Genomic DNA, 17,108 nt, shown 5'->3' on the forward strand with positions numbered 1-17,108 from the left:
GAGGTATGTAATTGCTTACTTCTATATAAAAATACCGTCATTGTGAAATTTACATATCCGAAGGCAAGTCTTTCAATTAATCTTAAGTTTTACATGGCAAAGCACACTACTTCCGAATTCCTGTGGTTTGACCAAGGGATGCATAAAAATGCTCAATTAGTGGCTGAACCTCAAGATATACACTATCTTAAAATTTCTCGTAACGGTTACCTATCTCTTTTCGCTATACATAAGCCGTGGCAATTTGCCCGTCCGCAACGTCTCTTTTATTGTATTCAAACTCTTCTCCAAGGAACATCGCCATGAATAGAATAAAAAAATAACCAGAGCCGGAATAAAAGAGTAACGAATCTGATAAATTTCCTATCGCAAATGGAACCAGCATTGCACAGGCCATAAATTTCATCTTATGTAATCGCCAGCTTGCCTGAAGTAATGAGAAAAAAAAGTACGACAGGGCTGCAATACCTAATAAACCAAACTCAGCCGCTATTAACCAATATTGACTATGTGGCTCTAATAAGGTTTTTGTTTTCCAGATGGAAAAATCGACAGGCCTTTCTTTATCATAATAATAAGCGAAACTAGCTGTACCATTCCCTACTATGGGGTGGTGGTTAAATAGTTGATGAGCATAATCATGAAATTGTAAGCGAATGCCTACATCCGTATTACGTTCATTATGCTGATACCCTTTAATTTGTCGGACAACATCATCAACGCGCATTTTCATGACTGGACTGATAAAATAACATGTAGTAAACAAGGAACTAATCGCTATTATCCCTAGTATTGCTTGGCGCCAAGTACATATCTGTAGCACCAAAAGGAACATGAGTAATAAATAAATAATATAACCAGTACGACTCCCATTTATAAAGAGAATTTGGTACGTAAATAGCAGGGCAAGTAATCCATAGCCAATTCGTGCATATTTTTGTTGGCGAAAGCAAAATAAAAAGGATAAATATGCAGCAAAGGCAACCATATAACTGGTCATGATATGGTTACGAAAAACATTATCTGGAGTCGAGGCAAAAGATGATAAATAGCCTTGGAATTTAAGTATGGATAAGCCACAGGTAATGAGCATAGCCAATAAAAATGCATGGAAACAAAGTTGTCTGGTTGTGCTGTTTTGAAATCCAACTACTAGAATAGGTAAATAAAGCAATTTGCTGTACTTCTCAACCACCACGTGCTGTTGAGAACTATTTGCAGGACTCCATAAACAAAAAATCACTGCCATTCCAAACAGTAAAAAAGCTGCCTTACACCAGTGAGTAGAAAAAAGGCGTATAAAATCCGAGCGAAAACCGGGTGAAAAAATTATGGTTCCCAGAGACAAGGTTAGGCAAATACTTTTCGCTGAAGAGCTCATCGGAAAGAATAGAAGAGTTCCAATTAAAAAAAACTGAGCCCAGGCTTCCATGGGAGCTTTCAGTGAAAATCTCATTAGCATTGCCAATTCATTATCTCCATTATTGGTAACTGATCAGAATGTAGTCCACAAAAATAGTGCATAATACTGCGATAAACGTATTTTTGGTAGGTCGCCGTCTAGCAAATAAGCCTTGAGTTTTGAATTTAAAACGATAATTATGAGGTGGAGAAACAAACGGTCGCTTGCTTCCATAATATTTAAAAATGATAAGGATATCACATGCTATTTTTAGGATTAGGTAGACACAATGCCTTAAGACGTACTTTTATTTCATTTAGTGCTCTATTGGCATTGGTGGTAAATCAAACAGCAGCGGCGCGAAGCGGACATTTTTTTAACGTTTCTGCGACTGGTCCCGCATCTCAGGTGAGTATAACCCTATGTCTTAATGGCAAAGGACCATTATCGTGCCAAAATTATGTGGTTTCTGCTTTAAACTTACGCATCAGCACAACAATATTCAATCACGTATATCCCGCCGCAGGTATAAAGATTAATACACCTGGCTACTCATTGAGCGGATGCACCCCCTATAATAATGGATATTGTTTATTTTCAGTCAGCAATACATTGCCTATAAACATTATGCTGACTAATACTGTGAATCAAACAACGTTAATATCAAATAATCCTTCTTTAGCACTTTCCGTTAAGTGCTCAACAGGGGCAAGTGGCTGTGTCTATGTAAACGAGGCATTAACAGGTCAATCAAGACAAATAACGGTTACTAACAATGGGCTAATGACCGCTACCAATGTGTCAGTTACATCATCTGGGCTACCGTTCGGAACCGCCATTACTTCATCAACTTGTAGTGGAACATTAGAACCTGCGAGCTCGTGTAGCATAACCGTTACGCCCGGTACTACAGCAAGTTCTGCTTGCACCACGGGTACCGTGCCCGCTGATGCCATCATCACCATAAGGGGCAGTAATACGAACGAAAGTAACGTTAAAATAGCAGTACTTAGTTATGGCTGTATTTATCAAGGAGGGTATGTGTATGCTATTGACGATACAACCATAAGCTCAGGAAGTATTGGGGGTAAAGTTACCGCCCTTAGCGACCAGGTTTCGCCAACAACAGGCATCCTCTGGAGTGCAGATAGTTCCGGTAATTATGATGATGGCGTAAGTATTTGGGGGATTGATGAGGAGTCAACCACTAATGCGCCAAGCCCTAATGCAAGCTCTAGCCCACCGGCGGCATTATATCCTGGACAATCCAATTGCAATGGTAAAGTAGATGGCTCGTGCAATTCTAATAACATTTATATTTATTACAGTAATTTCGCCACTTCCATCCCTCCCTTGTCAAGTTATGCAGCAGGCCGTTGTAAACAAGTGATTAATGGGTATTCAGATTGGTATTTACCTCCTATTTGCGACATGGGCCCAGACTCAGGTGCAATGATTTGCCCCTCTCCTGCGCTACAAAACATGGTTGATAATTTGCCTATACTCATCGATAACTGCATTGGCTCGAAGTGCTTAGTTGGAGATCATTGGAGTTCTACTGAACAAGCAGGCAACCCGAGTGACAATGCTTGGTCCGAATGCTTTGCTTCAGGTGGCAATAGTGAGCAATGCATTGATATTAAAAGTGAACTGTTGGGTGTTAGATGTTCCCGGACATTGACTTTTTAAAGATATTCAAACGGGCTGAAGAAGCAGGGTTGTTTATTATTAATTTACTTAATAGTAATCAATCCTATTTTTGCCAAAATGTTTACATACAAATCATGTAAATTTAAAATGCATCTAATTTAGTTTTAAATGATTATTTATAAATGTATTCAAAATTTCCAGTAGTACCTCCGGACATTTTTTTTAAATTCAAGCATAGTGAAATTAACCAACACCTACCTTCTAAAGACCTAGATCAACTTAGCAAATTACAGGATTTACTTAATAGTAAGCGGATTCACTTATTATTTGGTCATTATGATGTGGAGATTGTGTTGCAAGAAGGTGATTTGCGTGTGACCAATTTAAATTCCCATGGGGTAATGCGAACCTGTGCCATAGTCCACTTTTCTTCATCAATTCCGGATTGGCTTCAAGAGACCCATAATAAAATTTATAAGGGGGGCTCCATTGGCCAAACCATTAAAGAAGAGGGGTTCTCTTTAACCAAAAAAGATTCTTTTTTAGGTGTTACTGAATTACCTGAGTTTGCTAAGTTAAAGATGAACACGGAGGAAAGTACTGCTGCTGTTCATATCTATCAGCTTGTGGTTAGCCATTCTGCAACTACCGAAACGGTAATGTATTGTACTATTACTGAGGTTCATAGCCCTCAGTATTTAACTCTTGGTGATTTATTGTATTTAACCTCTGCCAGCCCTGAGCCTTATGCAATTACAGGAAAAGTACAACAGTGCTTAGATGAGTTGAGTGGGTTGGAGCAATTACTTAAACATGGGGTTAATATTCTAAGATCAAAGTAACGATGGAACTATTTAAAATATTAGATTACAGCCTTCTTCAGAAGTGGAATTCAATTAATAACCGTCTGGATAGAGTGGTACTAATGAAACTGAAACAATGTTCAGTTTCATTAATTAGACTCAATTGTTAATTGGTTTTGAGCCTCTCCTTATTAGTATTATTATAGGTTTTGTAGCGTTTTTATCTCATTGGAAAAGCTGTTGTTTTACTAAGGCCTACCACGTAAAAGTACCACAAGAAGCAAAATAAGAAGGATTAATCCAACACCACCGCTAGGATAATATCCCCAGCCTACACTGTAGGGCCAGGCAGGAAGCAATGCTAATATCAATAAGATTAAAACAATTAATAAAATTAAATTCATCATAAACTCCCTTTTTAAAACTCCATCTTTTTAAGTTTAGACTTAAATCAGAGGTGTTGTATTTTATTTGTTCAGAAAAGCGAATAATTTGCGTTATTTTTATACTTTCTAGGGGAGTGATTTTTTGATTTCTCATCCGCTGATTACTATTATTTAAGATGAGTAACCCTTTAGTTTCTAGAGCAAGGAGAGTCATCATGGAAAATAGAGGAATTGTCAAATCTGGTGAAATTACAGGAGCAAAAGTAACGAATCCAGCAAATGAAAATTTAGGTGAAATTGCAGAAGTAGTTATTGATAAACAATCTGGTGAAGTAAGTTATTTAGTCTTAGACTTTGGCGGCCTCTTAGGATTCGGAAATAAATATTTTGCGATTCCTTGGCAATTGTTTTTATATGATAATCAGGATGATCACTTTATTCTGAATGTGGATAAGCAACAATTAAAAAATGCCCCTGGTTTTGACAAAGAGCATTGGCCAGATTTTTCTGCCCCTGAATTTACTACTTTAATTACTGGTTTTTATACTGGAGAAAAGTAATTTCATGTCTCATTCACAATAGACTCAAAATTGAGATTGATAAGGATTTTTAGTTTTTCTAAGATAGATAAGGCTGAAATGCCTTATCTTGTTCTTTTATCCAGATATTTTTTCTCCGTATATACGTAGTCCTGATGCAGCTTAGCATAATCAATTTTTTTTCTTGCCATAACCTTTTTTTGCTTTATTATCATGCAAAAATTGGCGGGGTGAGGTTGTTATGAAAACAATTTGTGTTTATCTTGGTGCAAACATGGGCAATAATAAATCATTTGCACAGGCCGCTATAAAACTTGCACATGAGCTGGTTATCAGGGATCTTACCTTGATTTATGGTGGTTCAAGTTTAGGGATGATGGGGCTTTTGGCAACCACGATGAAAGAGCTAGGTGGCAAAGCAATCGGGGTTATTACTACTCATCTTCTAGATAAAGAAAAACCTTTGACAACGTTGGATCAACTACATGTAGTCGACTCAATGCAGGAACGAAAAAAAATGCTTCAAGAGTTAGCTGATGCATTTATAGCGATGCCTGGAGGCTTAGGCACTTTGGAAGAAGCGATTGAAACATGGAATGCCATCAAAATAGGTGAGCTTGATAAAAAAATAGGATTTTTGAATATTGATAATTATTTTCAAAAGTTATTCAATTTTATAGATGACTGCGAAACGAATGGGTTCATGAATGCGAAACAAACGGCAATACCCATAGTAAACAGCGATCCATCTTTGTTGCTTAATTATTTAGTGCAAACAACGGAAAGCACAGTCTTGTTTAACCAATAAAAATAATATCTTAACCTATAATAAAAAAAATAATCCCCAAGCAATTGCATAACGTTTTCTCTTAAATGACCTCGAATGTGAAACCATCACCTTATAGTGTTAAAAATGAATCAATGAGGACATTGATCAAATGTTCAATGAATTCGCTGGCTCATAGTTCCCGGATTTCACTGCGTTGCATCCAGGCTAAATTAGATTGGGTTTTGATGAGCATTGCTCGGTACAGGGATTTTAATTACTCAAGGTGTGTTGCGCAGGATGACATTCACTGCTGGAGTATAAAGGACGAGCGAGCTCCTTTTTTATACTCCAGTAACGAGCAATATATGTTTAAGCCAGTGACTTGGTCTTTATTCTCAAGGTTAGGAGGCTATATCATGATTAGAAGCTTTGCTGAAAACACTGTAACTAGAAAATCAAGTCTAATCTCGTGAGATTTTGACCATCGGTGATCATTTAGTTCTATACTTAAATTACCTATTTTATTAGGGCCACTCTTATGTATAGATTAGAAATTAAAAATCACAATATTCTCGCTGATTTATAACACTATTTTAGTGAGCAAGAGAGATTTATGGTCACAAAAAAACCAAAGGATTGTACCAGTCCATCATGTCGAAATGACTCTTCAGCGTGCGGAGTAAGTCTAATTGTTCATTTTTCAAAAGATGGCTCATCTATTAATAGTCATGACTTAGTTAAAGAGGGTCTAGAGGTATTAACCAGTTTTAGCTACCGCTCAGGCTATAACATAGCAACGCAAGAAAGTGATGGTTCGGGAATCAGGTTTTATGGGTTGTCGTCTCTTTTTTTTAATAAGCTACTGAAAAATGGAGATTTTTCGGTAGCAAATGCAAACAATTTATCATTAAATTTAAACGATAAATATTATGCCATAGGACAGTTTTTTCTACCTCAGGAGCCACATCAATTCACCAAGGCAACCAGGCTTATTACGCTTTGTGCTAAAAACAAGGGCCTTAAAATTATTGGTTGGCGAAATTTAGATAAGGCAATGAATCTCAATGTATTATCTGAGCGTGCCCGAACCAAAAAGCCAGCTATTTGGCAAATCATTCTCGTAACAAATACCTCAATGCCTTCAGAGTTGAACGAATTTACGCTAATTGAGTTGAACCAAGCGATTTACTATCATGCGCGTGAACAACAAATTTCCCTCAATATTGTCAGCTTGAGTAGCGAAAAAGTTGTTTATAAAGGAATGATACCTTCACCTTTATTGGCAGAGGTTTATCACGATTTACGTGATCCGGATTTTACCGCCTATGCTTGTGATGTGCATGCGCGGTTTGCCACGAATACTAGTCCTCAATGGTCCAATGCGCAGCCTTGCCCTAATTTTACTTCACATAATGGTGAGTTAAATTCTGCATTTAGTAATGCTAAACAAATGACTTATGAGTTAAATTCGCAACAGTTCCAAGGGATTTATCCAAACGAAGCACTGTCTGACTCGATGCAATTAGATGCCGATCTGGCAAATCAAATCGTTATGAAACAACTCTCTTTGGATGAGGCAGTAGTCCGGCTTTTAGCACCGGATCAAGGCGACTTTCCCGATGAAATTAACGCCATGCTAAAATATTGGTCTTTAGAGCGAACCTCCTACAATGGGCCTGCCTTTATCGTTGCCGGTTTTGCAGGAAACTTTATAGCAAAACTAGATAGCATGGGGCTTCGGCCTTCGCGTTGGGCTTTAGTTGAAGACCAGCAAGGCCGTCGTCGTCTGTATGCAGCCTCAGATGATTTTATTAACGTAGAAGACGGGGTTCTACTTAAAAAAGGGCACCTTGAGCCAGGGGGCATGTTATTATTAACCTGTGAAGGTCAATTATTACAAACCGAGGAAATTCTCGAATATATAGCGGCACGTTACCACCAAAATCACCTTGATTATTTTCAGCAACAAGTGCAAAAAATAGTATTTTCCCTACCGCAAAGGGACCAAACTGCTGCAATAGAACATTACTTAAAAACGCCTACTGGCTCAGATTTAGAGCGTATTTTATACGCGGCAGGTTGGGATTATGAAGCTGAAGATCAAGTGGTACGGGTTATGGCGGAAACGGGTTGTGAGCGTACCGCAGCAATGGGGGATGATACTAATATCTTATATACCCATACCTTACCCCCACACATCGCTTATTTTTTTCATCAATTATTTGCGCAAGTGTCCGCCCCACCCTTAGATTCTATTAAAGAGCGGTCGCGTTTTTCACTGAATACCTTTATTGGCGGTGGGGGGGATACCACAGTGCCACCTCAATTCATCGAACTTGCTTCTCCTATCTTAACCGTGGAAGAATTGGCTCATATAGAATATCACCCCCAGGTTCACTCGCAAGTTATCGATACTAGCTTTGCGGTTTATTTTGGGCAAACCTCATTCACTATAGAGCAGGCTAATGAACTTTTAAGTACAGCTATTCAAACTGTTTTACAGCATGTAGAACAGGCAGTTTATGAGCAAAAAATAACGAATTTAATCTTAAGTGATCGTCATGCGGACCCTCAGCGAGCCGTCATTCCTGACTTGATTGCAGTGGCAGTAGTAAGAAAGTTTCTCGAGAAAAAACATTTGGATTTTAAGGTATCAATTACTATTGACTCCTATCAAATCGCCGGCCCTCACCAAGCCTCTACCTTATTAGCTCTTGGCGCCAAAGCAGTTTATCCACGCGGTGCTTATGCCAAAATACATGCCCTTTTTCCTGATAATCCTTATGTATATTGCGCTAATTATCGCGAAGCACTGCAAAAATGTTTGCTCAAAACTATGGGTAAAATGGGCATCACCGATGTTAATAATTACATCAATGGTTCACTAGTTGCTGCTTTAGGTCTTGATTTGAGTCCACTGGCCAATGAATTAAGCGACTCTTTAAGCTTATCTACCATTTTTACCAAAATTTATTCACCGCTAAAAGGCGTAAGTCTCGAGCAGATTGCCCATGGGGTTTTAATTAGGCATCAACAAGCCAGTAATCCCGATCATGAGTTTATTCTTTTGCCGCGCTCAGGTTATTACATGCCAGAAAAAAATGGCGTAAAACATGGATTTGGTCCGCAGATCGTCAATGCGTTTACTGCATGGATGAATGAAGAAAACCAATCGGCTAGCCTGTATCAAATGCATTTAAGCCTGCATCAAAAAGGATATCCTGATTTTATTTCTGATGTGTCGGCCTTTTCTGTAAGCGCAGGTTTTCTTGATCCACGGTTTAAAAATAAAGAAGGATTTTATCCTGCTGATTATCTTGAACAATTTAAACCCTCTGCCGCATTTAAAAAATTCACCCAAGCTGTGGAAGCGTACCAACATGAAAACCCTACTTCATTGCGCGATTATTTTAAAATTAAAGTCGGCAAAAATGATAAAGCGCAAGACAATGAGCAGCCAATACAAAGCCAACAAGACATTCGTAATTTGTTGTATGCGGGCAGCATGAGTCAGGGGGCCTTAACGGTTGCTAATCCGCAAAAACCACATAAGCTAGGTGCGCATGAAACCCTAACCCGGGGCATGAATGCGGTGGGGGCGAAATCTGCATCAGGTGAGGGTGGTGAGGCGCCTCATGAGCTGTGCCACGCCTTAACTTCGACGCGTAGTAAACAGTTTGCTTCAGGCCGTTTTGGCGTTAGTGCCGCACAAATACTGAGCGCTGAAGAAATAGAAATTAAAATTGCACAGGGCGCTAAACCTGGAGAAGGAGGCGAATTACCTGGAACTAAAGTCTCAATAAGGTTTGCCGCGCAGCGAGGCGGGCTTCCCCACTTAAGTTTTATTAGCCCACCGCCACACCATGACATTTACTCCATCGAAGATTTAGAACAACTTATTTATGACTTAAAGTCGGTAAAAAGGGATCTCAAAGTGGCTGTTAAGTTAGTCGCTTCACAAGGAATTGGTGCTATTGCCATCGGCGTTGCTAAAGCAGGGGCTGATATTATTAATATTGCCGGAAATTCTGGTGGCACGGGAGCCGCGCAACAATCCAGTATCAAACACGCCGGGTTTCCTTCTGAGTTGGGTCTGGCCGAGGTGAATCGGGCGTTACGCCAAACCCAGCAGCGCGACTTGGTGCAGCTGCGGGTTAGCGGTGGCTTTAAAACGGCAGATGATGTGCTAATTGCAGCGATTTTAGGTGCGGATCTATTTGAATTTGGCACTACGGCAATGCTTACGCTGGGTTGCAAAATGCAACGTACTTGTAATCTGAGTTGCCAGCCAGGGGTGGCAACTGATGGGCATTTATTTAAAGGCGATCAAATAAATACGGAACGTTATTTTGTAAACCTTGCGGCATCCATTCAACAGCGTTTACTAGAATTGGGATTTCATCATCTGCGCGAGCTCCGAGATAGAACGGACTTGTTACAATTTATTTCCCCCGAGTCCGTCGAACCTTATGATTTTTCGGTTTTGCTTTATCGAGCCGATCTTCCTCCTATTTTAGCCAAGCGCGAGTCAATTAATGCTTTAATACAGCAAAAATCGTTTCGTCCCCAAGAGGACGAATTAATCAGCCGTATAATTCATCAGTTGAGGCAATCTAATGATGAATTTGTTTCCGAACCCATTGCGCTCACCACTCAAAACCGCAGCTTTGGAGCACGAATTATGGGCGTGCTTACCCCCTATTTACAAGAAAATCCACAGCAAAAAATATGCATAAATACCATTGGCAATGCGGGGCAAAGTTATGGATTTCTTAATGCGATTCATTTAAAGCATATTGGTTCTGTTCAGGATGGTTGCGGCAAAAGTATGACCGGGGGCGAATTAATTCTTTGCAGTCCTGCACAAATAAATACGTATGAAGCCAGCCAAAATAGCATCGCAGGTAATGCCATGCTTTATGGCGCCAGTGGTGGAAAAATTTATGTTAATGGTGACGCAGGGCATCGCTTTGCTATTTTACTTAAAGGTGCAGAAGTGGTGGTTGAAGGAGTTGGCGATTTCGCTTTCGAATACATGACCTCTGGCACCGGAATGATTTTAGGACGCGTTGGCAAAGGTCTGGGAACGGGGGCTTCAGGAGGCGTTATCTTTGCCTATGATCCAAATAATGACTTAAACCCATCTACCTCCGTACGCATTACGTCGTCCAAAGAGCGCAGCGCTTATAAAAAGGTCATTTTGGCACTGCTTAAGCAGCATTGTGAGAAAACGGATTCGGCTATTGCTAAACAAATAATCGAGCAGTTTAAATTAGCTCATTTTAAGGTGTTAATCCCCTGCGAAATGGATAAAATCCAAAGTTGGCGACAAGTATTAGATGTAATCCAAACTTACTATCTAAGAGATACCACTTTGACCCAAGGCATGCAGGTTTGGCTCATCGAAAAAATACGCAGCCTTCCTCAGGCAACAAGTGTGGAACTTAATGAGCTGCAAAGCCTACTGCATCAAAATAACCATACTGTGTTTACATCAGAAGCTAAACTGTTTTTACACCGGCTTAGCCCACTAAAATCCGATGTTGAATATGTTGTTCCCATATCGGCATTACAAAAAACAGCGATTAAACAATTAAATCCAGTCGAAATACGTTTACGTGACATTCGTGGATCTTTGGATTATCTGCTTTTAAAACCTTTAAAAGACATTCTGACTTATGTTGGCGAATTGACGAAAAATGCTCAGGGGTGCTCCGGTTGTCGTGCTCAATCTTGTTCTGGGAATGAACAAATCGCGAGCGGATGTCCTAGTGGTAAAGGCATTAATACTATTAATACCCTATTAAAAAGAATCGCACCGGTTAATGAGCAGGGGACGTTGAGCACGGCACAATGGAATTATTTACGCCAGGCTTTTGCGGTGCAAATACAAGAATCCCCCTTTATTTCTTATACTGGTGCAGCTTGCCCCGCTCCATGTCAAGATGCATGTACTGAAACCATCCCGAATCCAGGGCCTGCAAACAGCAAGCGTGGTGGAAAATTGACAGGAGAGCCGGTATACATAAAAGATATCGAATATGCGCTTTATCAGCTTGGCCGTGCTTTAGGATGGTTTGATGGTAAAAAAATATGGGCAAAAGAAGAAGTTGCCTTAATTTTTGGTGGCGGAATTTCAGATGGTTGGGATGAAAAATATGAGTATGACCAATTAATGGGGACTTTTACCCCCCCATTTTGCATTCCCAAACATGTTAGGAAAAAGAATCGCGAGCTAATTATTATTGGTTCTGGCCCTGCGGCCATGCAAATGGCTTATAAAGCCTTGCTGGATGGGGTGCATGTGCGCATGTATGAAAAATCGGATAAAGCGGGTGGATTGCTTGTTGATGGTATTCCCGCGCATAAATTTGATAAAGTTTACCTGGCGGAAGATTTTAAATACTTACAGAATATGGGGTTGGAACTGTATTTAAATAGTGAAGTTTTTTATGAGCATGCGACGGGTGATTTTCGCATTAAGGGCAGTGGACAACGTATCGCGAGCAGCCATAATGAGCACCAATTTATTGCCGCTTGTATTGGTGCAGGACAGCCTAGACAGTTAGACTCTGCGGTCATTTCGCAGCTTCCTCGGACGCAACATACCAAATTAGTGCAAGCAACGGATTTTCTCAAGGCGGCTAACCATATTGCATCGATCTTAATCGAGAAACCTAAGATTGGCCTGGATGAAAAAGAAGCGTTAATAAAAAAACATTTAGCGCACATGGACCCACGGAATAAAAAGATTGTGGTAATTGGTGGCGGAGATACTGCGCAAGATGTGATTCGCTGGTTAGCTCGTTATTTCAATCAAGCACAAAACACATTGGGCGAATTAAATATTTTAGTACGTGGCCCATTGCCACCTCAACACCCTATACTCAACAGCTATCCTATGCCTTCAGCGGCACTTAGTGATGAGAATCTACTTAAAAAAACAGAGGTTGAATTTGTTCATGGTACTGAATTATTTTTGGTTGAGCCCGTAAAAATTAGTATGAACCCGCACAATGGAAAATTAGATTTGCAAGTTAAAGAATCTAAATTTAGATACGCAGAACAAATACAAAATGACAGCCATTTAGTATCACTTTTTGATGCCTTGCCACGAGAGCTTAAACCTATAGACCCAGAAGGCAGTCAATTAAAAATGCTCCAAGATATTGATCTCATTATCTGTGCCTTAGGCTTTGAAGGAGGAGATAAGTCTCCCTTAGTTGCAGCGATTGACCAGTATAATTTAAAAAATGCTTATAAGGCAGGGGATGCAGCAGGTACAAACATCATTGTTGCCGCTCAGAATAACGCCAACAAAATTTATAGTCTTATTAGAGCCGCAATGGAGTTGGAGGATGTTAATGCTCAAAAAAACAGAGGAAAATTCCCTGCGTATTGATTAGAACGAAGCGTGTAGCCGCATATTGAGCTCATTAGGTTAATGAGATTTTCATATCCAGGATGAGTATAAATTTTTCTAAAAGAGAGAGAAATAGGATATATGGGTTGTATTTATATGATACAATAAGCGCGTTATTTAACTAGTGAGGTTGAACGTTATGATAGGAAAAATTGAAAAACAGCAGCAAGCTTCTGATTTAAAAACCGTTCTCTTTGATGATCAAACATTGTTGATGGCTATGAAGCACGCGCAAACCATGGATATACCAGTTAACCAGTATTATCTTATTTTAACCGGAACGGGCGAAATTTATGATGATTTCGGAGAAGAAATTTCATTAGAAAAAATACGCCAGGCCGTAATTAATAAAAGCCGCTTGGTAACTAGTCAGTTGGATTCCCCTGATGAAACCTTAATTAATGCATATCGTCAAAGTGATTCTGCAGCACGAACCACTCAGGCTGCTTTAATAAAAATAGAGTCTACTGAATCATTTGATTCACAAAAGTTTTCTGTAACTTCATGCAGTATTTTTAAAACAATAGAGCCACGTTCCGATATACACTCCCCAACAACATCTAAACAAGATGATGAAAAGCCCCGATGTAATTTAATGTAATGTACTTAAATAGCTAGCCCGTATTTGGACGGGCTACCGTTTGTTCACAGCATTCTGCGCTAAAATATTCTTCCAAAATGTCCTATAATCATTCAATATGGGTGATGTTTTATAGGCACTTGAGATGCAAAGTAAAGATGATGGCTTAGAAGAAGGCATATGGTCTCAAACATCGGTGAATGCAGTGATTGCTGCGAAAGTCGAAAAACGTGCTGCAAGAGGGCTCGTATTAAATTGTTATTCCTTAGATATTGCCGCACGTGATGACAAAGATGAACGCTTGAATACAGAGGCCCTAGATACTTTTGCTGATTCAGTTTATAAACAAGCTCAAGCATTAGATGATGGCGAAAAGATTCGATTCCAAGTTGCAGTAAAAGTAAATAAGGCGCATTGGACTGCTGTAGATGTAGAGGTAACGAACAGCGGAGCTAAAGTGTTAAATGTGGATGCTATGGGGGATGAGTCGGGGATTAGCGCGGCGGAAACCATGTTTCACAAACTTGCAGATAAATATCCAGATTCAGAAAAATCAGATCAATTTAAATTTGCTTGGCTAAGACATGCCGATATAGCATCTCATAAAGTTCAAGGCATCCAATACGATAATAATAGTTGTTCACGTTTTACCTTGGATCATCTATTCCATTTATCTAATATGGATTCATTTGCCTTACTGGATGCTCAAGAGTCGTCACTGAGAAAATATACATTTGATTCACAACTGCGTTCCTTTGACTCGAAAAGTATGCCTAAAGAGTTCGCTTTCTTATATCGAGATACACAATCCAAAAACTCATTTAATTCGTTATCTGATGATCTCAAAGGGCAAGTTATTAACAAAAAAGGGCAAACTTTGGAGGAGTCTGAAGCGGCGCATTCACGAACTGTAGAAATTAAAGGTGAATCTAAAGTAAATAACCAAGCTATATTAAATAAAAAAGCGGGTTTTATTTCAGATGCTCGCGCTTTGCAAGACAGGGACGATCATCAAACTTTGGTCGAAAGTAGGGATTTACTACATGCTCTTAAGACCGATACTTTTTTACATGAACGTGATTTTTCTAAGACGACAGTAACTCAACGTTTAATTGATGAGGCAAAAGAGATGAAATCTGCCAAGCCCATCAAATCATTGTCTGATATATACCATTACTTTCGTGACACGGCTCGCATTAACCGCGCGGAAAAGAAATTATCTGAAAACAAAGAAGAGCGAGCGCTAGAGCATCTTACAAAGCTAAAAAGCGCATCGCAAATATATAAAGAACAAATCGTACAAACGCGAGATAATTTTAATAAACAAAATGAGCGAAGCGTTGAAAAGGAAGAGCAGACACCAACAAAATCAATGTAACCATATGCTGTAATAAATAAAGACTAAATCTTAAATAAGGATGCATTTGCTTATGTTATTTCAAATACCAAAAAGCACCGCGCATAAAAGGGCGGAAAAAATTTTTGGCACAGGCTCATTGTTGAATCCACTAAACTGGCCAAAAGCAGCATTTAGCTATTTTTTTGGTTCCTCAATTAGTAAAGTTGTGTTGCCTGCGCAGGTTTTATCCACAGATCAAAGCTTTTTACATGATACGTTAACTCAAGAGGCATGGTTCATAAGTAAAGTTAATAAAAATTCAATGTTACAGATAGATTTTCACACTTTAGACTGTTTCGATGGCGCCTCATTAGAAACAATGGAATTAACTCACAATGAGCAAATTGATAAGCCCAAAGCGGAACAGGAATACGTTATTTATCTTTGTGGCAATGGAATGTGTATGCAGGATTTATATAACGAAATATACGATATGTGTACTACAACCCAACGCAATTTTGTTGCCTTTAATTTAAAAAATGTCATTAAAAGTCATGGTAAAGTTCGCAATGAGCTGGATTTAATTAATGATGTGATTTCTCAAATAGAGCGGTTAATAGCTGATGGTGTAGATCCTAGCAACATTTGCCTGGTGGGACATTCATTGGGAGCCGCTTTTGCCACCCTAACAGCATATACTTATTATAAGGAAGGAACACCCATTAGAATATTTAATGGCCGTTCTTTCGCAAATTTTGCCTCATTATCTTATCTTCAGGAAAAGAATAGCGGTAGTAGTGATTTTAACGCGTGGATGAAAAAAATGAGTTTGCAGCTCGCCAATTTCGAAATTGAGGTAGCAAAATTTTATGATGAAATCCCGGATGAGTACAAAGATTATATTACTATTAACGAGGACTCTCTCGAGGGCGATGAGCGAAATATTCCGGATGGTGTTATTCCTTTAGAGATATCCTTACGCTATAAAATTCAAGATCAAGACGTAACCCATTTAGTACGGTCTAGAAACACCCTCTTTGGTATAGGGCATAACGATCCCCTTCGTACACTTGAAGCTGAGGATGGGCTAACAGCAGAGGATCGATGCCGCTCCTTTATTTTAAACAAACCCTAAAATCGGATGCCGCCTGGTTGATTGCAACCAGGAGTTCATCGAAAGAAGCGACAACCTGCTAAATTACAAACACTCTTCAGGCCTTAAGCTTAGCACTTCATATCCACTCTCTGTCACCAAAATGGTATGCTCCCATTGCGCCGACAATTTATGATCCTTTGTGACAACTGTCCAACCATCCCCTAATGTTTTGATTTCTTTACGCCCCAGATTAAGCATCGGTTCAATGGTGAAGGTCATTCCTGCTTGTAATTCAAGCCCAGTGTTCGCTTTACCATAATGCATTACTTCAGGCTCTTCCCACATGGACCTGCCAATTCCATGCCCGCCATATTCCCGTACCACTGAATACCCGTTTCGCTCCGCATGTTTTTGGATAATACTGCCGATATCACCAACCCGGGTTCCTGGACGCACAAGGTCAATAGCTTTATACAAGCATTCTTGGCTAACTTCCACCAGTCTTTTAGCAAAGGGTTTGACCGTGCCCACCAGAAACATTTTGCTGGTATCACTGATGTACCCATCTTTTTGCACCGTAACGTCAATGTTAATAATATCACCCTCCTTAAGCGGTTTATCGGAAGGGATACCATGACAAACCACATGATTGATGGAGGTACAAATGCAGGCAGGAAACCCATAATGATTCAAGGTAGAAGGAATAGCTTCTAAGTCCTCAATAATATATTGGCGACATAATTGCTCGAGCTTATTAGTGCTTACACCAGCAACAACAAAAGGCTCTATCATATGCAGTACGGAGGCCGCTAATTTACCGGCAACCCGCATTTTTTCTATTGCTTCAGCAGTCTTCACTAACATCGTTTATTTCACCTAGGGATGCTTGAGTTATTAACATTTTGAGAATTTCAGGATAAGTAATCGCTGGATTTTCTTCTGCCAGTTTTCCTATTCTTATCCAATATTCTGCTTGCGAATTAATTGAACGACTCATCGCTCGTGCCATGAGCTTAGTGGCCTCATGTAATTCAGCGGAAATTTTTACAATGCCCATATTTTTCTCCAAAAAAACGAATAATATAGCATTTTGATACAAAATGCTATGTTTTGTATTTTTG

At 39.5% G+C, this 17,108-nt stretch carries 12 protein-coding genes; 8 read left to right on the top strand and 4 right to left on the bottom strand.

Annotated elements, in window-relative coordinates:
* Positions 1-223 precede the first annotated feature (223 nt).
* Positions 224-1,456 (bottom strand): O-antigen ligase family protein, encoded by a 1,233-nt coding sequence (locus E1P08_RS06920; RefSeq protein ID WP_165485115.1) that lies wholly within the window; start codon positions 1,454-1,456, stop codon positions 224-226.
* Positions 1,457-1,663: 207 nt separating this feature from the next.
* Here E1P08_RS06920 and E1P08_RS06925 point away from each other — a divergent pair, with 207 nt between their 5' ends.
* Together E1P08_RS06925 and E1P08_RS06930 are read left to right on the top strand one after the other, a co-directional pair.
* Positions 1,664-3,091 carry a hypothetical protein gene (locus E1P08_RS06925; RefSeq protein WP_133136304.1) on the top strand — a complete coding sequence of 476 codons (1,428 nt, stop codon included), beginning with the start codon at positions 1,664-1,666 and terminating at the stop codon, positions 3,089-3,091.
* A 143-nt stretch (positions 3,092-3,234) separates the two neighbouring features.
* Positions 3,235-3,894: a hypothetical protein gene (locus E1P08_RS06930; protein ID WP_133136305.1), complete on the top strand. Its 660-nt coding sequence runs from the start codon at positions 3,235-3,237 to the stop codon at positions 3,892-3,894.
* A gap of 209 nt (positions 3,895-4,103) precedes the next feature.
* Here the strand turns inward: E1P08_RS06930 and E1P08_RS06935 are convergent, their stop codons facing one another.
* A complete protein-coding gene (locus E1P08_RS06935; protein ID WP_423202207.1) occupies positions 4,104-4,262 on the bottom strand; it encodes a DUF3309 family protein in 159 nt (52 codons plus the stop codon).
* Positions 4,263-4,456: 194 nt separating this feature from the next.
* Between E1P08_RS06935 and E1P08_RS06940 the strand changes: the two genes are divergently transcribed.
* The 6 genes from E1P08_RS06940 to E1P08_RS06965 all read left to right on the top strand — a co-directional run bounded on the left by E1P08_RS06940 (position 4,457) and on the right by E1P08_RS06965 (position 16,026).
* Positions 4,457-4,801 carry a PRC-barrel domain-containing protein gene (locus tag E1P08_RS06940; RefSeq protein WP_133136306.1) on the top strand — a complete coding sequence of 115 codons (345 nt, stop codon included), beginning with the start codon at positions 4,457-4,459 and terminating at the stop codon, positions 4,799-4,801.
* A 220-nt stretch (positions 4,802-5,021) separates the two neighbouring features.
* Positions 5,022-5,588 carry an LOG family protein gene (locus E1P08_RS06945; protein ID WP_133136307.1) on the top strand — a complete coding sequence of 189 codons (567 nt, stop codon included), beginning with the start codon at positions 5,022-5,024 and terminating at the stop codon, positions 5,586-5,588.
* A 574-nt stretch (positions 5,589-6,162) separates the two neighbouring features.
* Entirely contained in the window at positions 6,163-12,951 is a 6,789-nt protein-coding gene (locus E1P08_RS06950) for a glutamate synthase-related protein (RefSeq protein WP_133136308.1), read from the top strand.
* A 160-nt stretch (positions 12,952-13,111) separates the two neighbouring features.
* Entirely contained in the window at positions 13,112-13,573 is a 462-nt protein-coding gene (locus E1P08_RS06955) for a hypothetical protein (protein WP_133136309.1), read from the top strand.
* 124 nt (positions 13,574-13,697) lie between these two features.
* Positions 13,698-14,930 carry a hypothetical protein gene (locus E1P08_RS06960; RefSeq protein WP_133136310.1) on the top strand — a complete coding sequence of 411 codons (1,233 nt, stop codon included), beginning with the start codon at positions 13,698-13,700 and terminating at the stop codon, positions 14,928-14,930.
* Between the two features lie 52 nt (positions 14,931-14,982).
* The gene (locus E1P08_RS06965; RefSeq protein ID WP_165485116.1) at positions 14,983-16,026 is read left to right on the top strand and encodes a lipase family protein; all 1,044 of its coding nucleotides are present in this window, start codon (positions 14,983-14,985) and stop codon (positions 16,024-16,026) included.
* 63 nt (positions 16,027-16,089) lie between these two features.
* Here E1P08_RS06965 and map read toward each other — a convergent pair whose 3' ends face one another.
* Together map and E1P08_RS06975 are read right to left on the bottom strand one after the other, a co-directional pair.
* On the bottom strand, positions 16,090-16,851 hold the full coding sequence (map, locus tag E1P08_RS06970) for a type I methionyl aminopeptidase (protein WP_133136312.1): 762 nt from the start codon (positions 16,849-16,851) through the stop codon (positions 16,090-16,092).
* On the bottom strand, positions 16,832-17,044 hold the full coding sequence (locus E1P08_RS06975) for a ParD-like family protein (RefSeq protein ID WP_133136313.1): 213 nt from the start codon (positions 17,042-17,044) through the stop codon (positions 16,832-16,834). Before E1P08_RS06975 ends, map begins: the two co-directional genes overlap by 20 nt.
* Positions 17,045-17,108: the final 64 nt, after the last annotated feature.

This window comes from Legionella rowbothamii, from assembly GCF_900639985.1.
In the GTDB taxonomy this organism is placed as follows: domain Bacteria; phylum Pseudomonadota; class Gammaproteobacteria; order Legionellales; family Legionellaceae; genus Legionella; species Legionella rowbothamii.